The sequence below is a fragment of the Klebsiella sp. TF21-TM genome, from assembly GCF_019753495.1.
Taxonomy (GTDB): domain Bacteria; phylum Pseudomonadota; class Gammaproteobacteria; order Enterobacterales; family Enterobacteriaceae; genus Klebsiella; species Klebsiella quasipneumoniae.
Genome location: NZ_JAIJYL010000009.1, coordinates 163,788 through 186,178, shown reverse-complemented (window position 1 = coordinate 186,178; position 22,391 = coordinate 163,788). Strand labels below are relative to the sequence as shown.

21 protein-coding genes and 2 pseudogenes are annotated in these 22,391 nt (G+C 59.6%); 16 read left to right on the top strand and 7 right to left on the bottom strand.

Features of this window, described 5'->3' with window-relative positions:
• Positions 1-115 precede the first annotated feature (115 nt).
• Positions 116-1,378: a diaminopimelate decarboxylase gene (gene lysA, locus K5R89_RS11360; RefSeq protein ID WP_023290909.1), complete on the top strand. Its 1,263-nt coding sequence runs from the start codon at positions 116-118 to the stop codon at positions 1,376-1,378.
• Here lysA and K5R89_RS11355 read toward each other — a convergent pair.
• On the bottom strand, positions 1,371-2,372 hold the full coding sequence (locus K5R89_RS11355) for a LacI family DNA-binding transcriptional regulator (protein ID WP_004229436.1): 1,002 nt from the start codon (positions 2,370-2,372) through the stop codon (positions 1,371-1,373). The genes lysA and K5R89_RS11355 overlap by 8 nt on opposite strands.
• A 299-nt stretch (positions 2,373-2,671) precedes the next feature.
• Here K5R89_RS11355 and K5R89_RS11350 point away from each other — a divergent pair, with 299 nt between their 5' ends.
• The 4 genes from K5R89_RS11350 (at position 2,672) to K5R89_RS11335 (ending at position 6,761) form a co-directional block, all read left to right on the top strand.
• On the top strand, positions 2,672-4,009 hold the full coding sequence (locus K5R89_RS11350) for a PTS sugar transporter subunit IIC (RefSeq protein WP_217259498.1): 1,338 nt from the start codon (positions 2,672-2,674) through the stop codon (positions 4,007-4,009).
• A gap of 7 nt (positions 4,010-4,016) precedes the next feature.
• Positions 4,017-5,444: a glycoside hydrolase family 1 protein gene (locus tag K5R89_RS11345; protein WP_023290907.1), complete on the top strand. Its 1,428-nt coding sequence runs from the start codon at positions 4,017-4,019 to the stop codon at positions 5,442-5,444.
• 67 nt (positions 5,445-5,511) lie between these two features.
• Positions 5,512-6,285, top strand: a complete 774-nt coding sequence (locus tag K5R89_RS11340; RefSeq protein WP_004205433.1) for a GntR family transcriptional regulator — start codon at positions 5,512-5,514, stop codon at positions 6,283-6,285.
• Entirely contained in the window at positions 6,282-6,761 is a 480-nt protein-coding gene (locus K5R89_RS11335) for a GNAT family N-acetyltransferase (protein ID WP_060592051.1), read from the top strand. Before K5R89_RS11340 ends, K5R89_RS11335 begins: the two co-directional genes overlap by 4 nt.
• Here K5R89_RS11335 and galR read toward each other — a convergent pair.
• Positions 6,722-7,738 carry an HTH-type transcriptional regulator GalR gene (gene galR, locus K5R89_RS11330; RefSeq protein WP_002915981.1) on the bottom strand — a complete coding sequence of 339 codons (1,017 nt, stop codon included), beginning with the start codon at positions 7,736-7,738 and terminating at the stop codon, positions 6,722-6,724. The two genes, K5R89_RS11335 and galR, sit on opposite strands and share 40 nt — an antisense overlap.
• A 93-nt stretch (positions 7,739-7,831) precedes the next feature.
• On the opposite strand from galR, the pseudogene K5R89_RS11325 reads away from it, so the two are divergent.
• The 3 genes and pseudogenes from K5R89_RS11325 (at position 7,832) to lplT (ending at position 11,704) form a co-directional block, all read left to right on the top strand.
• Positions 7,832-8,096: pseudogene (locus tag K5R89_RS11325) on the top strand (hypothetical protein).
• Between the two features lie 262 nt (positions 8,097-8,358).
• A complete protein-coding gene (gene aas, locus K5R89_RS11320; RefSeq protein WP_023290905.1) occupies positions 8,359-10,518 on the top strand; it encodes a bifunctional acyl-ACP--phospholipid O-acyltransferase/long-chain-fatty-acid--ACP ligase in 2,160 nt (719 codons plus the stop codon).
• Positions 10,511-11,704, top strand: a complete 1,194-nt coding sequence (gene lplT / locus K5R89_RS11315) for a lysophospholipid transporter LplT (RefSeq protein ID WP_023290904.1) — start codon at positions 10,511-10,513, stop codon at positions 11,702-11,704. Before aas ends, lplT begins: the two co-directional genes overlap by 8 nt.
• Before the next feature lie 198 nt (positions 11,705-11,902).
• Here the strand turns inward: lplT and K5R89_RS11310 are convergent, their stop codons facing one another.
• From K5R89_RS11310 to K5R89_RS27420, 5 genes and pseudogenes are all read right to left on the bottom strand, one after another.
• Entirely contained in the window at positions 11,903-12,943 is a 1,041-nt protein-coding gene (locus K5R89_RS11310) for an NADP(H)-dependent aldo-keto reductase (protein ID WP_072413531.1), read from the bottom strand.
• A gap of 221 nt (positions 12,944-13,164) precedes the next feature.
• Positions 13,165-13,383: a YgdI/YgdR family lipoprotein gene (locus tag K5R89_RS11305; protein WP_002915974.1), complete on the bottom strand. Its 219-nt coding sequence runs from the start codon at positions 13,381-13,383 to the stop codon at positions 13,165-13,167.
• A gap of 123 nt (positions 13,384-13,506) precedes the next feature.
• A complete protein-coding gene (locus K5R89_RS11300; RefSeq protein ID WP_023290903.1) occupies positions 13,507-14,220 on the bottom strand; it encodes a TerC family protein in 714 nt (237 codons plus the stop codon).
• A gap of 63 nt (positions 14,221-14,283) precedes the next feature.
• Positions 14,284-14,979 (bottom strand): DNA mismatch repair endonuclease MutH, encoded by a 696-nt coding sequence (gene mutH / locus K5R89_RS11295; protein WP_217259497.1) that lies wholly within the window; start codon positions 14,977-14,979, stop codon positions 14,284-14,286.
• Positions 14,980-15,067: 88 nt separating this feature from the next.
• A pseudogene (locus K5R89_RS27420) lies at positions 15,068-15,208 on the bottom strand (hypothetical protein); the annotation flags it as partial.
• 453 nt (positions 15,209-15,661) lie between these two features.
• Here K5R89_RS27420 and rppH point away from each other — a divergent pair.
• From rppH to K5R89_RS11250, 8 genes are all read left to right on the top strand, one after another.
• Entirely contained in the window at positions 15,662-16,192 is a 531-nt protein-coding gene (gene rppH / locus K5R89_RS11285) for an RNA pyrophosphohydrolase (protein WP_004205443.1), read from the top strand.
• Positions 16,193-16,204: 12 nt separating this feature from the next.
• Positions 16,205-18,451: a phosphoenolpyruvate--protein phosphotransferase gene (gene ptsP / locus K5R89_RS11280; protein WP_023290901.1), complete on the top strand. Its 2,247-nt coding sequence runs from the start codon at positions 16,205-16,207 to the stop codon at positions 18,449-18,451.
• A 244-nt stretch (positions 18,452-18,695) separates the two neighbouring features.
• On the top strand, positions 18,696-19,571 hold the full coding sequence (gene lgt / locus K5R89_RS11275; protein WP_217259495.1) for a prolipoprotein diacylglyceryl transferase: 876 nt from the start codon (positions 18,696-18,698) through the stop codon (positions 19,569-19,571).
• A gap of 6 nt (positions 19,572-19,577) precedes the next feature.
• The gene (gene thyA / locus K5R89_RS11270) at positions 19,578-20,372 is read left to right on the top strand and encodes a thymidylate synthase (protein WP_023290899.1); all 795 of its coding nucleotides are present in this window, start codon (positions 19,578-19,580) and stop codon (positions 20,370-20,372) included.
• Positions 20,373-20,561: 189 nt separating this feature from the next.
• Positions 20,562-21,113 carry a prepilin peptidase-dependent protein gene (locus K5R89_RS11265; RefSeq protein ID WP_060592069.1) on the top strand — a complete coding sequence of 184 codons (552 nt, stop codon included), beginning with the start codon at positions 20,562-20,564 and terminating at the stop codon, positions 21,111-21,113.
• Positions 21,110-21,667, top strand: coding sequence for a prepilin peptidase-dependent protein (locus tag K5R89_RS11260; protein ID WP_217259494.1), 558 nt, complete (start codon positions 21,110-21,112; stop codon positions 21,665-21,667). The genes K5R89_RS11265 and K5R89_RS11260 overlap by 4 nt, the downstream gene beginning before the upstream one ends.
• The gene (locus tag K5R89_RS11255; RefSeq protein WP_023290896.1) at positions 21,664-22,071 is read left to right on the top strand and encodes a DUF2509 family protein; all 408 of its coding nucleotides are present in this window, start codon (positions 21,664-21,666) and stop codon (positions 22,069-22,071) included. Before K5R89_RS11260 ends, K5R89_RS11255 begins: the two co-directional genes overlap by 4 nt.
• The gene (locus K5R89_RS11250) at positions 22,056-22,379 is read left to right on the top strand and encodes a prepilin-type N-terminal cleavage/methylation domain-containing protein (RefSeq protein ID WP_023290895.1); all 324 of its coding nucleotides are present in this window, start codon (positions 22,056-22,058) and stop codon (positions 22,377-22,379) included. Before K5R89_RS11255 ends, K5R89_RS11250 begins: the two co-directional genes overlap by 16 nt.
• The last annotated feature ends 12 nt before the right edge of the window (positions 22,380-22,391 follow it).

Sequence of the window (22,391 nt, the reverse complement as noted above, 5' to 3'; positions counted from 1 at the left end):
TGGAACTATATCATTTTTGCATAGAGTCGCGATAAAACGATATTTTTTATTCGTCCGGCGCTGTGGCGTAATCAGAAAAAACAGCGACCAACACACGCACTGCACCGGAGTTCTTATGCCACACTCGCTTTACGCCACCGATACCGATCTGACCGCGGACAATCTGCTGCGCCTGCCGGCGGAATTTGGCTGCCCGGTCTGGGTCTATGATGCGCAGATTATTCGCCGCCAGATTGCCCAGCTCAGCCAGTTTGATGTGGTGCGTTTTGCGCAAAAAGCCTGCTCTAACATCCATATTCTGCGTCTGATGCGCGAGCAGGGGGTGAAGGTGGACTCGGTGTCGCTGGGGGAGATCGAGCGTGCGCTGGCGGCGGGCTACGATCCGCAGCAGAATCCAGAGGATATTGTTTTCACCGCCGATCTGATCGACGAGGCCACCCTCGATCGCGTCAAGGCGTTACAGATCCCGGTGAACGCCGGCTCGATCGACATGCTGAGCCAGCTGGGTGAAGTGTCGCCGGGCCATCGCGTCTGGCTGCGCGTCAACCCGGGCTTTGGCCACGGCCACAGCCAGAAAACCAATACCGGCGGTGAGAACAGCAAGCATGGCATCTGGTACAGCCACCTGCCGGCGGCGCTGGAAGTGATGCGTCGCTATCAGCTGCAGCTGGTGGGGATCCATATGCATATCGGTTCTGGCGTCGACTATGGTCACCTGGAGCAGGTGTGCGGCGCGATGGTGCGCCAGGTTGTCGACTTTGGTCAGGATCTGCAGGCCATCTCCGCCGGCGGCGGCCTGTCTATTCCTTACCGCGAGGGCGAAGAGGCCATCGACACCGCTCACTATTATGGCCTGTGGAACCGCGCCCGGGAGCAGATTGCCACCCATCTGGGTCACCCGGTGAAACTGGAGATTGAACCCGGACGCTTCCTGGTGGCCGAGTCCGGCGTGCTGGTGTCGCAGGTGCGCAGCGTGAAAGAGATGGGCAGCCGCCACTTCGTGCTGATTGACGCTGGCTTTAACGACCTGATGCGCCCGGCAATGTACGGCAGCTATCATCATATCACCGCTCTGGCGGCGGATGGCCGCGATCTCAGCGCCGCGCCGCAGGTGGAGACCGTGGTGGCCGGGCCGCTGTGCGAGTCCGGGGACGTCTTTACCCAGCAGGAAGGGGGGAAAGTCGAGACCCGTCTGCTGCCGGCGGTGGCCCCAGGGGATTATCTGGTGCTCCATGACACTGGCGCCTACGGGGCTTCGATGTCATCCAACTATAACAGCCGTCCGCTGCTGCCGGAGGTGCTGTTTGATGGCGGCAAGGCGCGGCTGATCCGCCGTCGCCAGACCATCCAGGAGCTGCTGGCCTTAGAGCTTATTTAAAAAAAGGTCCCGTCGTCACCGACTCACGCAATACCAGCGTGCCGGTGAACGGCGGGATCGTTTCGATCGGCTGCTGGTTAGCAAGCTTGATCGCCTGATCGATAGCCGTGGTGATCATGTTGTCGATCGGCAGATAGACCGTCGACAGCCCCGGCTCCAGCCATTTCGCGCTTGGCGCATCGTCGAAGCCAAACAGCGACACATCCTGCGGAATACGCAGCCCCGCCTGATGCAGCGCCTTAGACGCCCCCAGCGCCATATCATCGTTACAGGAAAACAGCGCGCTGAAGCGGGCTTTCTCGTCCAGCAGTTCCCGGCACAGCTCGTAGCCGCGGGTCATCGTCGAGTCCCCGTATTTCACCCGGCTCGGATCCCACTCAATACCATGTTTTATCAGCGCGTTGCGATAGCCCTGCAGGCGCGCCTGGCCGGTGGGGGTGTGCATCGGGACGGTGATGCAGGCGATATCGCGGTGCCCCTGGGTAATCAGATACTCCACGGCCTGGAAGGCAGCTTCCTGCTGTTCGAAGAACACGCAGCGTTCGCGGGCCTGCGCCACATCACGGTTAATCACCACCAGCGGCATGGCGATCGAGTTAATCAGCGACATGATCGCCTTCTCGCTCATATGCCGGGTATAGAGGATGATCGCATCGCACTGCCGGTCGGCGAGCATCTGCACCGCTTCCTCTTCGCGCTCCGGCGTATCATGGCCGTCGGTGACGATAAGCTGTTTTCCCCAGGCTTCGGTCTGGCGTGACGCCTGCTGCAGCAGACGGCCAAAGTAGAAGCCGTCAAAGGTGGAGACGACCAGCCCGATACTGTTGCTGGTCTGATTGGCCAGCGAGCGGGCAAGGAAATTCGGCCGATAGCCCAGCTCTTCCATCGCTTTAAAGACCTGTTGGCGGGTGCTCTCTTTCACCTGACCTGTGCCGTTCAACACGCGGGAAACCGTCGCTTTCGAGACGCCTGCGCGAATTGAGACATCCAGCATTGTAGCCATTCATCGATTCCTGATTTCACGTGGTAAGGCGCAGTTTATCACAGACCGAAAAGGGACATATCGACGGGGCGGGGCGGAAAAACCATCGCGATCACGCTTTTAGCAGGAACTGACCAACCGGCGCTATCTGGTATGCCAATAGCTTTTAATATCGATATTTGGGATACCACGCAGCGGGTTGCGAGCGCTGTCACAGAACAATTTTTACCTGGCAACTATGTTTTGGTATGCCAAAAGTCTCTGGCTGTCCACCTGGCCGCAATAAGCCCTTTACTCTGAGGTACTCTTTTATGGCATTACAGGACAAACTGATCGACGCGCTGGGGCGTTTCGCGACGACATTCAACAGCTATCGCTACATTATGGCGATCAAATCGGCGTTTATTACCCTGATGCCGGTGATCATCGTCGGGGCCTTTTCGGTACTGATCTCCAATATGGTGCTGGATCCAAAGAATGGGCTCGCCAGCTTTTCCTCGCTTTCCTTTCTCGCCGCGCTGAAGCCGATCACCAGCGCGCTGAACTACGCCACGCTCAACTTCCTCAATATCGGCGCCGTGTTTCTGATCGGCATTGAGCTGGGGCGGATCAACGGCATCAAAAGCCTGTTTCCCGGCCTGCTGGCGGTGATCTGCTTTATCTGCGTCACGCCGACCACGGTGGAGATGATGGTCGATGGCCAGATGCACGTGGTGAAAGATGTCCTGCTGCGTCAGTTCTCCGACACCCGCAGCCTGTTCCTCGGGATGTTCATCGCCATTCTGGCGGTCGAGATTTACTGCTGGCTGGAGGGGCGCAAGGGACTGAAGATCAAGATGCCGGATACCGTGCCGCCGAACGTTTCAGCCTCTTTTTCCGCGCTGATCCCGGCGATCATCACCACCACCGCGATCGCCACCTTTGGTTTTCTCTTCCACCAGCTGACGGGAATGTATCTCTACGATGCGGTCTACCAGGTGGTGCAGCAGCCGCTGGAGCGGGTGGTGCAGAGCCTGCCGGGGATCCTGCTGCTGATGTTCGTCGCCCAGCTATTCTGGGTGATCGGTATTCACGGCAACCAGATGATCAAGCCGATCCGCGAGCCGCTGCTGCTTGGGGCGATCACCGTCAATATGAGCGCCTTTGAGCAGGGGAAAGAGGTACCGAACATCATCACCATGCCCTTCTGGGATGTTTACATGAGCATCGGCGGCTCGGGGCTGACCATCGGCCTGCTGATTGCGGTGATGATCGCCACCAGGCGCAAAGAGATGAAAGAGATCGCCAAGCTGTCGATAGGCCCGGGGCTGTTCAATATTAACGAGCCGGTGATCTTCGGGATGCCGATCATGCTCAACCCGATCCTCGCCATCCCGTTTATCATCACCCCGCTGGTGACCGGCAGCATCGGCTATTTCGCCACCCTGACCGGCTTCGCCGGCAAGGCGGTGGTGATGGTGCCCTGGACCACGCCGCCGCTGATCAACGCCTGGCTCTCCACCGCCGGCTCGATGGGGGCGGTGGTCACCCAGCTGATCTGCATCTTGGCCGCGGTGCTTATCTATCTGCCTTTCGTCAAAATCGCCTCCCGCCGCGCCGATGCCGCGCAGCGTCAGGCAGACAATCAACAGACCGCCAACCCTGTCTGAGGAGCCTATGACTACCGTACGGATGACTATTCCCGATGATTTTATCCTTGGCGCGGCGGCTTCCGCCTGGCAGACCGAGGGCTGGAGCGGGAAAAAACCGGGGCAGGACTCCTGGCCCGATCTCTGGTACAAAAACGACCGTCACGTCTGGCATAACGGCTATGGCCCGGCGGTGGCTACCGATTTTATCAACCGCTTTCAGGAAGATGTGCAGCTGATGAAGCTGGCCGGGCTGACCCACTACCGCACTTCGATCAACTGGTCGCGCTTTCTGACCGACTATGAAAACGTCACGGTGGATGAGGAGTATGCGGCCTATTACGACCAGCTGTTCGATGCGCTGCTGGCCAACGGCATCACGCCGATGATCTGCCTTGAGCATTACGAATTACCGGGCTATCTGCTGGAAAAGTATGGCGGCTGGGGGTCGAAAACGGTGGTCGAGCTGTTTGTGCGCTACGCGGAGCAGGTTTTTGCCCGCTACCACCCGAAGGTGACCCGCTGGTTTACCTTTAATGAGCCGATCGTGGTGCAGACCCGGGTCTATCTTGATGCCCTGCGCTGGCCCTATGAGCAGAACACCAGCACCTGGATGCAGTGGAACTACCATAAGGTGCTGGCGACCGCTTGCGTCGTGAAGCGATTTCGCGAGCTAGGCTATCCCGGGACCGTCGGCTGTATCCTCAATCCGGAGGTGACCTACCCGCGCTCCCGCGCCCCGCATGACCTGCGCGCGGCGGAGATCTACGATCTGTTCTACAACCGTATGTTTCTCGACCCGCTGGTGCACGGGGTCTGGCCGCCAGCGCTTCTCGCGCTGCTTGAGCAGCATCAGGTGACGTGGGAGGCCAGCGCGGAGGATCTGGCGATTATCCGCGAGCACACCGTCGATGAGCTGGGGATTAACCTTTACTATCCGCACCGGGTCAAAGCCCCGTCGCGGGCCTGGCATCCGCATACCCCGTTCCATCCGGCCTGGTATTATGAGCCGTTTGAGCTACCCGGCCGGCGGATGAACGCCTCCCGCGGCTGGGAAATCTACCCGCAAATCATCTTTGATATGGCGATGCGGATAAAAAATGACTATCGCAACATTCCCTGGTTCGTGGCGGAGAGCGGGATGGGGGTGGAAAACGAAGGCCAGTTCCGTAACCGCGAAGGCGCCATTGACGACAGCTATCGCATTCGTTTTATCAGCGAACATCTGTGGCACACCCTGCGCGCCCGCGAGGCAGGGGCCAACTGCCAGGGCTATATGCTGTGGGCGTTTACCGACAACGTGTCGCCGATGAACGCCTTTAAAAACCGCTACGGGCTTATCGAAATCGATCTGCAAAACCATCGCGCCCGGCGACCCAAAGCCTCGGCGCACTGGTTTCGTCAGCTCGGCGAACGGCGTGAACTGGTGCTGGATATCGATGATGAATACCGCTAGCCGGGGGCAATATTTGCTAAGATAGCGCCGTGTTTGACTCGCAGGCATGTAACGCACAGGTGATTTTGTGGAAAAAGCGATAATTCCGCCGGAAAAGAAGCCCTATCAGGAGATTGGTGATGACCTGCGCGCCCAGATCGCGCAGGGGCGCTACCCGGTCGGGTCGCGCTTGCCGCCGGAACGCCATATTGCCGAAACCTATGGCGTCAGCCGGACCATCGTGCGCGAAGCGCTGCTGATGCTGGAGCTGCAGGGGACGGTGGATATCCGTCAGGGATCCGGGGTGTACGTCATGCGTATCCCGCACGAAAACGACAGCGAAGAAGAGCAGCTGCTCAGCAGCGACGTTGGTCCGTTTGAAATTCTCCAGGCGCGCCAGCTGCTGGAGAGCAATATCGCCGCCTTTGCCGCGAAAATGGCCACCCGCGCCGATATCGATAATCTGAAGCGGATTATCGAGCAGGAGCAGCGGGCAATCGCCCTCAACGACACCGCCCAGGATAACGCTCGTCTGTTCCATCTGGTGCTGGCCGGGGCGACGCAGAACCAGATGCTGTTAGCGACGGTGGAGCGGATCTGGCTGCAGATGGACAGCAGCCCGCTGTGGCAGCAGTTTAATGTGCATATTGCCAGCCGCGCCTGGCGGCTGAAGTGGCTCGGCGACCGGCAGACCCTGCTTGCCGCGCTGCGGCGTCGCGATGTGATGGGCGCCTGGCAGGCGATGTGGCAGCATCTGGAAAACGTTAAAAACAGTCTGCTGGAGCTGTCCGATGAAGACGCCCCGGACTTTGACGGCTATCTGTTCGACTCGGTGCCGATTTTTCAGGGGAAGCTGGTATGACGATCCTGCCGCTATATGCCGCGCCGCAGTTCGCCCGGGAGGTGACCGACCGGCTGTGGCAGGCCTTTGGCGGCGAGGCGCTGCCGCGGGAGTTTTTCGCCAGCATTGTGCAGCATAGCCAGACGGCGGAGGCGCTGCCGCTGACCTTTATTGCCGTGGAAGGGGAGCAGCTGCTGGGAACGATTGGCCTCTGGCGCTGCGATTTGATCAGCCGCCAGGATCTGTTTCCCTGGCTGGCGGCGCTGTACGTCGCGCCCGCCGCTCGCGGTCAGGGGCTGGCCGGACAGCTGCAGCGGCATGTGATCGATTATGCCCGCCGCGCGGGCTATCGGGAGCTTTATCTCTACTCCGCCTGCCGCGATTTTTATGAACGCTTCGGCTGGCGCTACATCGGCGAGGGGCTGGATTACCCGGCCACCGCCGTGCATCTCTATCGCTACGACTTATCGCCTTCCTGCGGGGCCACCACCGAATGACGGCGCACCAGCGTCGGGCTGAACAGGTGGGTGATCTCCGGCGCCGGGCGCTGCTCCGCCAGGGCTAAGGCCAGCTCGGCCGCCTGGGTCGCCATCGTGACGATCGGGTAGCGGACGGTGGTCAGCCGCGGGCGAACATAGCGCGAAATCAGGACATCGTCGAAGCCGATCAGCGAAATTTCCCGCGGGACGTCGATGCCGTTGTCGTTCAGCACCCCCATCGCGCCGGCGGCCATCGAGTCGTTATAGCAGGCGACGGCGCTAAAGTGGCGGCCGCGGCCAAGCAGTTCGGTCATCGCCTGTTCGCCGCCGCTTTCATCCGGCTCGGCGAACGTGACCAGCCGGTCGTTGCACGGCAGGCCGCTCTCCTCCAGCGCCGCGTAGTACCCCTGCAGGCGATCTTCCGCATCAGAGATATCGTGGTTTGAGCACAGGTAGCCGATACGCGTGTGCCCCTGCTGGATCAGATGGCGGGTCGCCAGCCAGGCGCCGTAGCGATCGTCCAGCGCCACGCAGCGCGTTTCATATCCGGGCAGGATGCGGTTGATCAGCACCATGCCGGGGATCTGCTTCATCAGCCCGGCGAGTTCCTCATCGGGGATCATTTTGGCATGCACCACCAGCGCCGCGCAGCGGTGACGGATCAGCTGCTCTATCGCCTGGCGCTCCTTCTGCACGTTGTGGTAGCCATTGCCAATCAGCAAAAAATTGCCGGTGCGATAGGCCACCTGTTCGACGGCTTTGACCATCGCGCCGAAGAAGGGGTCGGAGACATCGCCCACCACCAGGCCGACGGTTTCCGTGGACTGCTGGGCCAGCGCCCGGGCGTTCGCGTTGGGATGATAGTTGAGGGTTTCCATCGCCGCGCCCACGGACTGACGCGAGGCTTCGCTGGCTTTGGGAGAGTTGTTGATGACGCGGGAGACGGTAGCGACGGAGACTCCTGCGAGTCGGGCTACATCCTTAATTGTCGCCATACCATGCCTTTTATAGGGTAAGCGTTTACATACTGCTATGTTACGGGAAAGAGCGGCAGATTCAAGGCGCGGCGGCGAAGGAATGGCGCAAATGTGATTCAGAGCGGGCTTATCGGTGACCTGTTTACATTGACGCAATCAGTAATTGAAACCGGCTCGGGGAAATACAAACCTTTGCTTACACTTTGCGATGCGCTGTTGCGAATGTTCGCTGGTTTGTCCGCCGAGCAGGTTGATATTCTGGCTATCCCAGAGGTATTGATAGGTGGAGTCAACGTCATGTTGACCACTTTACTTACACCAGCCTGCGCAGATGCGCAGGTTTTTTTTTGCCCGTCGCCGGCGTTGTTACAGATAGCGAAAATCGTAATAACTGGTTGCACTTAGGCTCACTCCCTTGCGTTTTCCCGCTGGCCCGAAGCGGGCGAAAAACGCGACAATCGAGATCCCAGAGGTATTGATAGGTGAGTTTCTCAGGTACGCTCTTCGTACTGGACGTCTTACACCAGCCTGCGCGGATGCGCAGGTTTTTTTTATTCTGAAAATCCCCCCGCTGCACTGCTTTCCCACGCCTTCTCGTGTAACCTGCTTTGACTCATCACCGGTCACATGGAGTTGTTATGCTTTTGGGATTTTTCAGACTGCTGTTCAAGGGGTTATACCGGGTCAGACTGACCGGCGACACGCAGGCTTTGCACCAGCAAAAAGTCTTAATTACCCCGAACCACGTCTCGTTCCTCGACGGCATTCTGCTGGCGCTGTTTTTGCCGGTCCGACCGGTTTTTGCCGTCTATACCTCAATCAGCCAGCGCTGGTTTATGCGCGCGCTGACGCCGATTATCGATTTTGTGCCGCTGGACCCGACCAAACCGATGTCGATCAAACATCTGGTGCGCCTGATTGAACAGGGGCGGCCGGTGGTCATCTTCCCGGAAGGGCGAATTTCGGTCAGCGGCTCGCTGATGAAAATTTATGACGGCGCCGCCTTTGTCGCCGCCAAATCGCAGGCGACCATCGTGCCGCTGCGCATTGAAGGCGCTGAGCTGACGCCCTTCAGCCGGCTGAAGGGGCTGGTGAAACGTCGCCTGTTCCCGCGTATTCAGCTGCATCTGCTGCCGCCCACCCATCTGCCGATGCCTGAGGCGCCGCGCGCCCGCGACCGGCGCAAAATCGCCGGAGAAATGCTGCATCAGATCATGATGGAAGCCCGGATGGCGGTGCGTCCGCGGGAAACCCTGTATGAGTCGCTGCTGGCGGCGCAGGACCGCTTCGGCGCGCGCAAACCCTGCGTGGAGGATATCAACTTCCAGCCGGATACCTATCGCAAGCTGCTGACCAAAACCCTGTTTGTCGCCCGCATTCTGGAAAAATACAGCCAGCAGGGCGAGAAGATCGGTCTGATGCTGCCCAACGCCGGCATCAGCGCGGCGGTGATTTTCGGCGCGATCGCCCGCGGGCGCATTCCGGCGATGATGAACTATACCGCCGGGGTGAAAGGGCTCAGCAGCGCCATCGCCGCCGCGGAACTCAACACCATTTTTACCTCGCGCACCTTCCTTGATAAAGGCAAGCTCTGGCACCTGCCGGAGCAACTGACTCAGGTGCGCTGGGTGTTCCTGGAAGATCTCAAAGGCGATATCACCCCTGCGGACAAACTGTGGATTTTCGGCCATCTGCTGGCGCCGCGTCTGGCGCAGGTTAAGCAGCAGCCGGAAGACGCGGCGATGATCCTCTTCACCTCCGGCTCGGAGGGCAATCCGAAAGGGGTGGTGCACAGCCATAAAAGTCTGCTGGCCAACGTCGAGCAGATCAAAACCATTGCCGACTTTACCGCTAATGACCGCTTTATGTCGGCGCTGCCGCTGTTCCACTCCTTTGGCCTCACCGTCGGTCTGCTGACGCCGTTGCTTACCGGCGCGGAGGTGTTTCTCTATCCCAGCCCGCTGCACTATCGCGTGGTGCCGGAGCTGGTCTACGATCGCAACTGCACAGTGCTGTTCGGCACCTCGACCTTCCTCGCCAACTATGCCCGCTTCGCTAACCCCTATGATTTCTATCGACTGCGCTATGTGGTCGCCGGGGCGGAGAAGCTGCAGGAGAGCACCAAACAGCTGTGGCAGGATAAATTCGGCCTGCGCATTCTCGAAGGCTATGGCGTGACCGAGTGCGCCCCGGTGGTCTCGATCAACGTGCCGATGGCGGCGAAGGTCGGCACCGTGGGGCGTATCCTGCCGGGGATGGACGCCCGCCTGCTGGCGATGCCTGGCATTGAGCAAGGGGGGCGGCTGCAGCTGAAAGGGCCGAACATTATGAAAGGCTACCTGCGGGTGGAAAATCCCGGGGTGCTGGAAGCGCCGACGGCGGAAAATCAGCACGGCGAAAAGGAAGCGGGTTGGTATGACACCGGCGATATCGTCACCTTCGACGAGCAGGGCTATGTCCGCATCCAGGGCCGCGCGAAGCGCTTCGCCAAAATCGCTGGCGAAATGATCTCTCTTGAGATGGTGGAGCAGGTGGCCCTCGGCGCATCGCCGGACAAAATGCACGCCACGGCGATTAAACAGGACGCCAGCAAAGGCGAGGCGCTGGTGCTGTTTACCACCGATAATGAACTGACTCGCGAAGCCCTGCTGCGCTACGCTCGTCAGCACGGCGTACCGGAGCTGGCGGTGCCGCGCGATATACGCTGGCTGAAACAGCTGCCGGTGCTCGGCAGCGGCAAGCCAGACTATGTCACCCTGAAAAACATGGTCGACGAGGCGGAAACAACCCATGAGTGAGTCAGTGCATACTAACCCTTCGCTGTATTCGAAAGGGATGATGGCGGTGATCTGCGCCCAGTTCCTGTCGGCCTTCGGCGACAATGCGCTTCTCTTCGCCACCCTGGCGCTGATGAAGCAGCTTTATTATCCGGAGTGGAGCCAGCCGGTCCTGCAGATGTTGTTTGTGGGCGCTTACATCCTGTTTGCTCCCTTTGTCGGCCAGTTCGCCGACAGCTTTGCCAAAGGCCGGGTGATGATGGTGGCCAACGGCCTGAAGCTGCTCGGCGCCGGCTGTATCTGCTTCGGCGTTAATCCGTTTATCGGCTATACGCTGGTGGGGATTGGCGCCGCCGCCTATTCGCCGGCCAAGTATGGCATTCTCGGCGAACTGACCACCGGCGATAAGTTAGTGAAGGCTAACGGACTGATGGAGTCCTCGACCATCGCGGCGATCCTGCTGGGCTCCATGGCCGGCGGGATCCTCGCCGACTGGCACGTGCTGGCGGCGCTGATCGTCTGCGCGCTGGTCTACGGCGGGGCGGTGGTGGCTAACCTGTGGATACCCAGGCTGCCGGCGGCGCGTCCGGGGCAGTCATGGCGTTTTAAGCCGATGACGCACAGCTTCTTCAGCGCCTGCCGCACGCTGTGGCGCAACGGCGAAACCCGCTTTTCGCTGATGGGCACCAGCCTGTTCTGGGGCGCTGGCGTGACCCTGCGCTTCCTGCTGGTGATCTGGGTGCCGGTAGCGCTGGGCATTACCAGCAACGCCATGCCCACCTATCTTAATGCGATGGTGGCGGTGGGGATTGTGCTGGGGGCCGGGGCGGCGGCGAAGCTGGTGACTCTGGAGACGGTGTCACGCTGTATGCCGGCCGGGATATTGATCGGTATTGCGGTAATGGCGTTTGCGGTGCAGCAGTCGCTGCTGCCGGCGTTCGGACTGCTACTGCTGCTCGGGGTGTTCGGCGGCTTCTTTATCGTGCCGCTGAATGCGCTGCTGCAGGAGCGCGGGAAACACTCGGTCGGGGCGGGTAACGCGATTGCGGTACAGAACCTGGGCGAAAACGTGGCGATGCTGCTGATGCTGGGGCTCTATTCCCTGGCGGTGAGCGTGGGCGTTCCGCCGGTCGCCGTGGGGATAGGTTTTGGCGCGGTGTTTGCCGTGGCCATCGCCGCGCTGTGGGTCTGGGGGCGGCGTAAATAACTTCTCGTCGCGGTTGACTCGAAATCGTAACCCCTGCCAGGCGCGCGGGCAGAGGGAAACCCCGGGTTGCGGCTTACGCCTGACCCGGGCTACCGCGGCTGCTGAGGCGGCTACCCGACCTGGGTAGCGAAGGCCCGGTAAGGCGTAGCCGCCACCGGGCAACAACGCGACGCCAGAAGCCGGCGTCGACAGGTCATGCTACGGAGCCGGGTAGGTATAAACCTGATGCACCGCTTCAATCTCCGCTAATACCTCTTCGCTCAGCTCAAGCTGTAAACTTTCCACGTTGGCCTGCAGCTGCGCCATGGTCGTCGCCCCCAGCAGGGTGCTGGCGACAAACGGCTGCCGACGCACAAAGGCCAGCGCCATTTGCGCCGGATCGAGGCCGTGGCGTTTGGCGATATCCACGTACGCCGCCACCGCTTTCTGCGACTGCTCGCTGCTGTAGCGCGTAAAGCGGCTGAACAGCGTATTGCGCGCCCCCGCCGGCTTCGCGCCGTTGAGGTACTTCCCGGTCAGGGTGCCGAAAGCCAGGCAGGAGTAGGCCAGCAGCTCCACGCCTTCGAACTGGCTCACTTCCGCCAGGCCGACTTCAAAGCTGCGGTTCAGCAGGCTGTAGGGGTTCTGAATGGTCACGATCCGCGGCAGGTCGTGCTTATCCGCCAGGTGCAGATAACGCATCACGCCGAAGGCGGTTTCGTTCGACACGCCGATGTAGCGGATCTTGCCGGCGCGCTGGAACTCGGTCAGCGCCTCGAGGGTATCCAGCAGGGTCACCGCGGGGGCGGAGTCGGCCCAGGTGTAGCCCAGCTTGCCAAAGCAGTTGGTAGGGCGCTGCGGCCAGTGTACCTGATACAGGTCGAGATAATCGGTCTGCAGACGCTTCAGACTGGCGTGCAGCGCCTCGCGGATATTTTTCCGGTCCAGGACGTGGTTTGGTCGAATACTGCTGTCGTTATTACGCGCGGGCCCGCTGACCTTCGAGGCGAGCACCAGCTTTTCGCGATTGCCGCGTTTCGCCAGCCAGTTGCCGACGTAGGTTTCGGTCAGCCCCTGAGTTTCCGGGCGCGGCGGGACAGGGTACATTTCAGCGACATCGATCAGATTGATGCCGTTGGCGACCGCATAGTCGAGCTGCTGATGGGCATCGGCCTCGCTGTTCTGCTCGCCAAAGGTCATGGTTCCCAGCCCGAGGGTGCTGATTTCAAGTGAACTGTGTGGGATACGGTGATACTGCATAGCCAGCTTCCTTTTTATTTATAAGGTCAGGCATTCCCCGACAAAGGAGTATCAACATGGCAGAGGGTGAGAAAAAGAGGAAGTAAAAAAATCAAAAAAGCCGGGTGACGAGGAGGAGCGGTGGGTGAAACCCGCGGTGTCCTGGTGTGTCCCGACTCTTCTCAGAAGACTGGTTGTCGGTAAGCGCAGCGTCAACAGAGGCTGGGGCCGACGGGGAAAAATTAACGCTTAATGATTTGTGAAACGTCGTCACGATTGATCTGCATTTTATTACCCTGCTGATCTTCGTAGCTGATAAGACCGGTATCGTCATCCACGGTGGGTTTACCGTCGGTCAGGATCATTCGCCCATCTTTGGTCGCCATGACGTAATCGCTGCTGCAACCGGAAACCGAGAACGCCAGTCCTACGGCGGAAATCAATACTGCCCATTTTTTCATCGTCATCACCTCTTGAGTAGCTGCACCCCATACCTGTCTATTAATAGCCTGATTTGTGAGACATAAAAAGCAGTAAAGTCTGAAAAAGGGTTGCAGCCTGTGACCAGGCTGCAATTTTGTGGTTTACAGCGGGTTTTTCTTATTGCGCAGCAGGTTAAGACTCTCCACCGCAATAGAGAAGAACATCGCGAAGTAGATGTATCCCTTCGGCACATGGACGTCGAAACTTTCCAGCATCAGGGTAAAGCCGACGAGGATCAGAAACGACAGCGCCAGCATTTTTACCGACGGATGACGGTCAACAAAATCGCCGATCGGTCGCGCGGCGAACATCATGACCCCCACCGCAATCACAACCGCCGCCATCATAATAAACAGATGATCCGACAGGCCGACGGCGGTGATCACCGAGTCGAGGCTAAAGATGATGTCCAGCAGCATGATCTGCACGATGGCGCCGAGGAAGGAGTGAACGTTAGTTTTCAGCCCCTCCTCTTCGCCTTCGATAGATTCATGGATCTCTTTACTGGCTTTCCAGATAAGGAACAGTCCGCCAAACAGCAAGATCAGATCGCGAAAAGAAATCTCCTGACCGAGGACGGTAAAGAGCGGGTTGGTCAGCTTAACGACCCAGGCGATAGAGGCCAGCAGCGCCAGGCGCATGACCATCGCCCCCATTAAACCGATCCGTCGCGCGTGGGCGCGCTGGGCGGTGGGGAGCTTGGCCACAACCAGAGAGAGAAAAATAATATTATCGATCCCGAGCACGATCTCCAGCAGCGTCAAGGTGCCCAGCGCCAGCCAGGCGTTAGGATCGGTTATCCATGCAAATAACATTGTTCAAAGTCCTGCAAAATAGAAAGCAGCAATTATATGCAAGCCCCAACGCAGAACAAAAAATTAATCGTGTTGTAACAAAAAATGGCGGGCGAGCAGGGCGGCGGTAAAATTCTTTTTCAGGTAGAAGCCGCGCGGCAGCGTGAGGATCGTCTCCCCGTGGGCGCCGATGGCTTCGGTCAACGCCTTGCTGTTGGCCGCTTTCGGTCTTAGCTGCAGCACCTCGCCGTGGCGGGCGGTAATGCGCTCCACCTCACCGAGGACAATAAGATCCATCAGCTCTTCCCAGTCCATGCGCAGCTGGCGCTCCTCTTCTTCGTCCGGACTCCACAGCAGCGGTGCGCCGACGCGCCGCGCCGCCAGAGGAATGGTGCGCTCTCCCTCCACAGGGATCCACAGGACTCGCTGCAGCTTATGCCGCACATGGCTGCTCTCCCAGGTGACGCCGCTATTGCCAGTTAACGGGGCGACGCAGACAAAAGTGGTCTCCAGCGGACGGCCCCGGCTGTCGATAGGGATCGTTTTGAGCTCCACCCCCAGCGCGGCGAAATCCTGCTCGGGTTTACTGCCCGCGCTGGCCCCCAGCCACAGCTCCAGCAGGATGCCCGTCCAGCCTTTATCACGTTTCAGATCGCGGGGAATGGGGATCCCGGCCAGCGCCGCCAGCTCACCCAGCGTATAGCCGGCCAGCTGGCGGGCCTGGGCCAACAGCTGTTCCTGACTTTGCGGCGGAGAGGAGAGCGGAGCGATAACGGGCATAGGGCGACACCTTTGGTTAAAAAATGAGCGCTAATTTTGCGCGTTGTGGATAGAGTTTATCGTTTTCTGAGTAACTATACCAATCCCATGATTTATATGATTTTTTAAGGACATTACGCGGCAGGTGAAAACCATGAAAACAGGTTTTCCAGAACTGGTCACTGACAATAAACAGGATCTTACACCATGTTATCCACAGAAAAGTGGGATAACTGGGGAAAAGCCCCACTACTGGTTCGATTTACAGCCTTGACGTGCGACGAAAATCGAATTTTTAGAGAAAATATGCCCGCGACCTGCGCGTAATCTGTGGATAAAATCGACATTGCTCGATCTTTCATCAGTCGGCGGATCGCATGTGTGATGATCGTCACGTTATGCTGTAATAAGTGAAAGGAATATATTCTAACTTAATGAATATGCTATCATTATTATAAGGTGCTAGCAGTGCGATGTTCAGATTACTCCGGGTTTTCCCGGGTTAATTCCGTACTTCTTCACAACTCTATCCACAGAAAAAGTGAATAAAATCGGACGTCGGGCGCTTTCGCTGTTTATAACTCTGGCAATTACTGTGAGTTATTCAAATGTTATCCGTTCTCAGTGTGCGAACAGAGTGGTTTACCGTTTCCGACGAGTGTGAAACAATCATTCACATTGAAGCTTATCTTGAGGTAGTCCGGTGATTGATGACGATGGCTACCGCCCAAATGTCGGTATTGTAATCTGTAATCGTCAGGGCCAGGTCATGTGGGCCCGACGCTATGGTCAGCACTCGTGGCAGTTCCCGCAAGGGGGCATAAATCCAGGAGAATCCGCAGAGCAGGCGATGTATCGGGAATTGTTTGAAGAGGTCGGGTTAAGCCGTAAAGATGTGCGGATCCTTGCCTCAACCCGTAACTGGCTGCGTTACAAGTTGCCTAAACGTTTGGTGCGTTGGGACACAAAGCCGGTTTGTATCGGCCAGAAACAAAAGTGGTTTCTTTTGCAGTTGATCGGTAACGACGCGGACATCAATATGCAAACCAGCAGCACACCTGAATTTGATGGCTGGCGCTGGGTGAGTTACTGGTACCCGGTGCGTCAGGTGGTGTCGTTCAAACGCGACGTCTACCGCCGGGTGATGAAAGAGTTCGCCAGCGTCACTATGTCGCTGGCGGAGAGCGCACCTAAGCCGCAAAGCGCGCCTGCTTATCGACGTAAAAGAGGTTAAGCCACGCACATTATGCTCACTCGGTTGCGAGAAATAGTCGAGAAGGTCGCGAGTGCGCCGCGTTTAAACGAGGCGCTGGATATTCTGGTGACGGATGTCTGCCAGGCGATGGAGACGGAAGTCTGCTCGGTTTACCTGGCTGACAATGATCGACGCTGCTATTACCTGATGGCTACCCGCGGGTTAAAAAAACCTCGCGGGCGCACCGTTGCGCTGGCGTTCGATGAAGGCCTGGTGGGGCTGGTTGGCCGCCTGGCGGAGCCCATCAACCTCGCCGATGCGCAAAAACACCCCAGCTTCAAGTATATTCCCGCCGTCAAAGAGGACCGCTTCCGCGCCTTCCTTGGCGTGCCGATCATCCAGCGCCGCCAGCTGTTGGGCGTGCTGGTGGTCCAGCAGCGTGAGCTGCGCCAGTTTGATGAAAGCGAAGAGTCTTTCCTCGTCACTCTCGCCACCCAGATGGCGGCGATCCTCTCCCAGTCCCAGCTGAACGCCCTGTTCGGTCAGTATCGTCAGACGCGCATTCGCGCTCTGCCGGCCTCTTCCGGGGTGGCGATCGCCGAGGGCTGGATGGACGTCAGCCTGCCGCTGATGGAGCAGGTGTATGAAGCCTCGACGCTGGACACCGCCTCGGAACGTGAACGCCTGACCGGCGCGCTGGAAGAAGCGGCCAACGAGTTTCGTCGCTACAGCAAACGCTACGCCGCCGGCGCGCAAAAAGAGACGGCGGCGATCTTCGATCTCTACTCGCACCTGCTCTCCGACGCCCGCCTGCGTCGCGAGCTCTTTGCCGAAGTCGACAAAGGCGCCGTCGCCGAGTGGGCGGTCAAAAAGATCATCGAGAAGTTCGCCGAACAGTTTGCCGCGCTGAGCGACGGCTATCTGAAAGAGCGGGCCGGCGACCTGCGCACGCTGGGTCAGCGTCTGCTGTTCCATCTCGACGACAGTATTCAGGGACCTAACACCTGGCCGGCGCGCATTATCCTCGTGGCGGACGAGCTGTCGGCCACCACCCTCGCCGAGGTGCCGCAGGATCGTCTGGCCGGCGTGGTGGTGCGCGATGGCGCTGCCAACTCCCATGCCGCCATTATGGTGCGGGCCCTTGGCATCCCAACGGTGATGGGCGCCGATATTCAGCCCTCGCTGCTGCATGGCCATACGCTGATTGTCGATGGCTATCGCGGCGAGCTGCTGGTGGATCCTGAACCTGTTCTGTTGCAGGAATATCAGCGGCTTATCAGCGAAGAGAACGAGCTCAGCCGCCTGGCGGAGGACGATCTCCAGCGCGCATCGGAGCTGAAAAGCGGCGAACGGGTGAAAGTCATGCTCAACGCCGGCTTAAGCCCGGAGCACGAAGAGAAGCTCGGCAGCTTTGTTGACGGTATTGGTCTGTACCGTACCGAAATTCCTTTTATGCTGCAGAGCGGCTTCCCCTCAGAAGAGGAGCAGGTCGCCCAGTATCAGGGCATGCTGCAGATGTTTAACAGCAAACCGGTGACCCTGCGTACTCTGGACATCGGCGCGGATAAACAGCTGCCGTACATGCCGATCAGTGAAGAAAACCCGTGCCTTGGCTGGCGCGGGATCCGCATCACCCTCGATCAGCCGGAGATCTTTTTGATCCAGGTGCGAGCGATGCTGCGCGCCAACGCCGCCACCGGCAACCTCAGCATTTTGCTGCCGATGGTGACCAGTCTGGAAGAGGTCGATGAGGCCCGTCGGCTGATCGACCGCGCCAGCCGGGAAGTCGAAGAGATGATCGGCTACGCCATCCCGCGTCCGCGTCTGGGGGTGATGCTGGAGGTGCCGTCGATGGTCTTTATGCTGCCGCAGCTGGCCAGCCGGATCGATTTTATCTCGGTAGGCACGAACGACCTGACCCAGTACCTGCTGGCCGTCGACCGTAACAATACCCGGGTCGCCAGCATGTATGACAGCCTGCATCCTGCGGTATTGCGGGCGCTGGCGATGATCGCCCATGACGCGGAGCGCTTTGGCATCGATCTGCGACTGTGCGGCGAGATGGCAGGCGACCCGATGTGCGTGACGATCCTCATCGGTCTCGGTTATCGCCATCTGTCGATGAACGGCCGCTCGGTGGCGAGGGTGAAATATCTGCTGCGCCGCATCGATATCGAAGAGGCGCAGGAGCTGTCGCGTCGCAGCCTCGAAGCCCAGATGACCGCCGAGGTGCGCCATCAGGTGGCGGCCTTTATGGAGCGGCGCGGTCTCGGCGGCCTGATCCGCGGCGGGCGGTAGCGGTAGCCCGGGTGAGGCGTAAGCCGTAACCCGGGAATCCTCTGTTCGCACCCTCCGGCAAAATAGGATACCACCGGGAAAATGGCATTCTGTTAGCATCCGTATACATATCTTTTACACGCCGGCGCGGATCGCACACCTGGCTTATGCTATGATTCGCCTCCTTCGGCGTGCCCGTTTTAATCGGGCATGGATCATCACCGCTGTCCACTTTCGGCGGAATAACAAGTCTTTATGGTGACAGATGAATAGTGGCTACCTGCATTTTCCGGAGTTCGATCCGGTCATTTTTTCTCTAGGCCCGGTCTCCCTCCACTGGTACGGTTTAATGTACCTGGTGGGCTTTGTCTTTGCGATGTGGCTGGCCACCCGTCGGGCGAATCGTCCGGGCAGCGGCTGGACGAAAAATGAAGTTGAAAACCTGCTCTACGCGGGGTTCCTCGGCGTATTCCTCGGCGGCCGTATCGGCTATGTGATGTTCTACAACCTGCCGGTCTTCCTTAGCGACCCGCTATATCTGTTCCGCGTCTGGGACGGCGGCATGTCGTTCCACGGCGGCCTGATCGGCGTGATTCTGGTGATGATTATCTTCGCCAGACGCACCAAGCGCACCTTCTTCCAGGTTTCCGATTTCATTGCGCCGCTGATCCCGTTTGGCCTCGGCGCCGGGCGTCTGGGCAACTTTATCAACGGTGAACTGTGGGGCCGTGTTGACCCGAACTTCCATTACGCGATGATTTTCCCGGGCTCGCGCGCTGAGGACCTGGCGCTGCTGCCGTCGCACCCGGAATGGCAATCATTATTCGATACCTACGGCGCGTTGCCGCGTCACGCTTCGCAGCTTTATGAGCTGGCGCTGGAAGGCGTGGTGCTGTTCCTGATCCTGAACCTGTTTATCCGTAAACCGCGCCCGACCGGTTCCGTTTCCGGCCTGTTCCTGATTGGCTACGGCCTGTTCCGCATTATCGTGGAATTCTTCCGCCAGCCCGACGCCCAGTTCACCGGCGGCTGGGTGCAGTACATCAGCATGGGGCAGATTCTTTCGATCCCGATGGTGCTTGCGGGTATCATCATGATGGTTTGGGCTTACCGCCACCGTCCGCAGCAACTGAATTCTTGAGGAACCATGAAACAGTATCTTGATTTGATGCAGAAAGTGCTCGCCGAGGGCACGCCAAAAAATGACCGCACCGGCACTGGCACGATCTCTATTTTCGGCCATCAGATGCGTTTTAACCTGCAGGAAGGCTTCCCGCTGGTGACCACCAAGCGCTGTCATTTACGCTCCATCATCCATGAACTGCTGTGGTTCCTGCAGGGTGACACCAACATCGCCTATCTGCACGATAACAACGTCACCATCTGGGACGAGTGGGCAGATGAAAATGGCGACCTGGGGCCGGTTTACGGCAAACAGTGGCGTTCCTGGCCTGCGCCGGACGGTCGTCATATCGACCAGATCAGCACGGTGATGGACCAGCTGAAAAACGACCCGGACTCCCGCCGGATCATCGTTTCGGCGTGGAACGTCGGCGAGCTGGATAAGATGGCCCTGGCGCCGTGCCACGCCTTCTTCCAGTTCTACGTCGCCGACGGCAAGCTCTCCTGCCAGCTGTATCAGCGCTCCTGCGACGTCTTCCTCGGCCTGCCGTTCAACATCGCCAGCTACGCGCTACTGGTGCATATGGTGGCGCAGCAGTGCGATCTGCAGGTCGGCGATTTCGTCTGGACCGGTGGCGATACCCATCTGTACAGCAACCATCTCGAGCAGACTCATCTGCAGCTGAGCCGCGAACCGCGTCCGCTGCCGAAGCTGGTCATCAAACGCAAGCCCGCGTCGATCTTCGACTACCGCTTTGAAGACTTCGAGATTGAAGGTTACGATCCGCACCCGGGAATCAAAGCGCCAGTGGCGATTTAACCCCCTCTGCAGATATGACCAACCGGCGTCCGATGACGCCGGTTTTTTTATGCCGTTTTCACCACCTGAATGGGGTGGCAGCCCTCGTCGCCATTAGGATAGGAACGCTTCACCCCGCCCCCTGGCCACAGGCGGTTGTGGGCGGGAATGTTGGAAAGAGGCTCGCAAAAAAATGTTCTGCTGTTGATCATACAAACCTTTTTTGCGTGTCTGGCCGGGAAAGCTATTTTCCGTCGTCGCGCCAGGGCTAACCGCCGCGGCATACTCTGCGCCATGAACAGAGAACATGGCTATACCCTGATGGAAACCCTGGTGACGCTGACGTTAATGATGATCCTCAGCGTCGGCGGCCTGTACGGCTGGCAGCGCTGGCAGCAGCAGCAACGACTGTGGCAAACCGCCGTCCAGGTGCGGGATTTCCTGGTCTTCCTGCGCGATGACGCCAACGCCTACAACCGGGACCGCGTGCTTCGCGTCGGCCAGGATGAAGAGGGCTGGTGCCTGAGTGCGCAGGGGGAGGCGCCGGCGTGCGCCTCCGGGTCGACCTTAACGCTGCGTCCGCGCTGGCCGGGGATCTCGCTGGCAGGCGTCACGCCTGGCCTGGGATTCTACGGCCTGCGCAGCACCGCCTGGGCGGGGAATCTGCGGCTGCAGAGCGAGGCCGGCAGCTGGAGCATTGTGATTTCACACTGGGGGCGGATTCGTTTATGCCCCAGCGACAGCGCGGGAGGGTGCCAGTGAGCCGCCGCGGGTTTTCCCTTTCGGAGGCGCTTATCGCCATGGCGATAGGCTCGCTGCTGCTGATTGGCGCCTGCCGCTTTCTACCCGCCCTGCAGCGCCATATTCTGCGCCAGGGCGAACAGCTGGCCCTGGAGAACGAACTGTGGCAGCGGGTGCATGCCGTGGGTAAACATCTGCAGCGCGCCGGATACTGCCGGGGAGCGTGCGGCGGAGCCGGACTGGAGCTTGCCGCCGACGGCGAGTGCCTGATTGTGCGCTGGGACGCGAACAGCAATGGGACATGGGAAACCTCCCCTGCGGCAGCGGCGGAGAGCACCGGCTTTCGCCTGCGCGACGGCGCGCTGGAGACTTTGCGCGGAGCCAGCGACTGCCGCGGCAGCGGATGGGAGAAAATCACCAATCCGGCCGCTATCGTGGTGACGCGCTTTGCGGCGCAGCGTCTGCTGACCGAGGGCTTCGCGCCGGAGCTGATCGTGACGCTGGCGGCGCGCTCTGCCCGGCAGGCGGGTCTGGCGGCCGAGGTGGAGCAGCGGGTGACGGGGTATAACCTGTGATCCGCCAGCGTGGAATGTCGTCGCTGCTGATGGTGCTCCTGTTGCTGACTCTCGGTAGCCTGCTGCTTGAGGGGCTTAACCTGCAGCAGCGGGCGCTGCTGGCGCAAACCGCCAGCGAAACGCAGGCGATCCGCGATACGGCTGTGGCCCATTCGGCGCTACAGTGGGGAAAACAGCAGGCCTGGTCGACACAGGCGCCGCTGGCCTGCCGCGAGCAGGCGCAGCAGGGCTGGCGCGCCTGTCTGCGCATCTTCGACGACGGTTCGCTGCTGCTCAGCAGCGCCAGCGGCGAGGTGCAGGTCTGGCAGTCCGGCGAGGTGCGCGGCGGGCAGGTGCGTTTCTCCGCCCATGGCTGGAGCGATTTTTGCCCGCTCAGGGAGGTGAGCTTATGTCAAATGCCATGAAGCGCCAGCGGGGTTTTAGCCTGCCGGAGACCGTGCTGGCGATGGCGCTGATGGTGCTGACGGTCGCCGCGCTGGGCGGCTATCAGCGCGGAATGGCGCAAGGGGTCCACCAGCTGAACCAGACGCGTCAGCTATGGCGCGACGCCTGGCGCTATAGCCAGCTCTCCGCGCCGCCTCCGCCGGCAGGCGAGCAGGTAAGCCGTATGCAGACATCGACGCAAAGATGTGTCAGCATCACGGTAACGATCAGTATGCCCGTTGCAAAGCGGGCGCAGATGACCCGGCTGCATTGCCCGGTCAGCCAGTAGTCAGGAGCAATT

Coding starts and splice junctions, on each gene's coding strand:
- lysA (WP_023290909.1), top strand. CDS start 116: ATGCCACACTCGCTTTACGCCACCGATACCGATCTGACCGCGGACAAT.
- K5R89_RS11355 (WP_004229436.1), bottom strand. CDS start 2,372: ATGCTGGATGTCTCAATTCGCGCAGGCGTCTCGAAAGCGACGGTTTCC.
- K5R89_RS11350 (WP_217259498.1), top strand. CDS start 2,672: ATGGCATTACAGGACAAACTGATCGACGCGCTGGGGCGTTTCGCGACG.
- K5R89_RS11345 (WP_023290907.1), top strand. CDS start 4,017: ATGACTACCGTACGGATGACTATTCCCGATGATTTTATCCTTGGCGCG.
- K5R89_RS11335 (WP_060592051.1), top strand. CDS start 6,282: ATGACGATCCTGCCGCTATATGCCGCGCCGCAGTTCGCCCGGGAGGTG.
- galR (WP_002915981.1), bottom strand. CDS start 7,738: ATGGCGACAATTAAGGATGTAGCCCGACTCGCAGGAGTCTCCGTCGCT.
- aas (WP_023290905.1), top strand. CDS start 8,359: ATGCTTTTGGGATTTTTCAGACTGCTGTTCAAGGGGTTATACCGGGTC.
- lplT (WP_023290904.1), top strand. CDS start 10,511: ATGAGTGAGTCAGTGCATACTAACCCTTCGCTGTATTCGAAAGGGATG.
- K5R89_RS11310 (WP_072413531.1), bottom strand. CDS start 12,943: ATGCAGTATCACCGTATCCCACACAGTTCACTTGAAATCAGCACCCTC.
- K5R89_RS11305 (WP_002915974.1), bottom strand. CDS start 13,383: ATGAAAAAATGGGCAGTATTGATTTCCGCCGTAGGACTGGCGTTCTCG.
- K5R89_RS11300 (WP_023290903.1), bottom strand. CDS start 14,220: ATGTTATTTGCATGGATAACCGATCCTAACGCCTGGCTGGCGCTGGGC.
- mutH (WP_217259497.1), bottom strand. CDS start 14,979: ATGCCCGTTATCGCTCCGCTCTCCTCTCCGCCGCAAAGTCAGGAACAG.
- ptsP (WP_023290901.1), top strand. CDS start 16,205: ATGCTCACTCGGTTGCGAGAAATAGTCGAGAAGGTCGCGAGTGCGCCG.
- lgt (WP_217259495.1), top strand. CDS start 18,696: ATGAATAGTGGCTACCTGCATTTTCCGGAGTTCGATCCGGTCATTTTT.
- thyA (WP_023290899.1), top strand. CDS start 19,578: ATGAAACAGTATCTTGATTTGATGCAGAAAGTGCTCGCCGAGGGCACG.
- K5R89_RS11250 (WP_023290895.1), top strand. CDS start 22,056: ATGTCAAATGCCATGAAGCGCCAGCGGGGTTTTAGCCTGCCGGAGACC.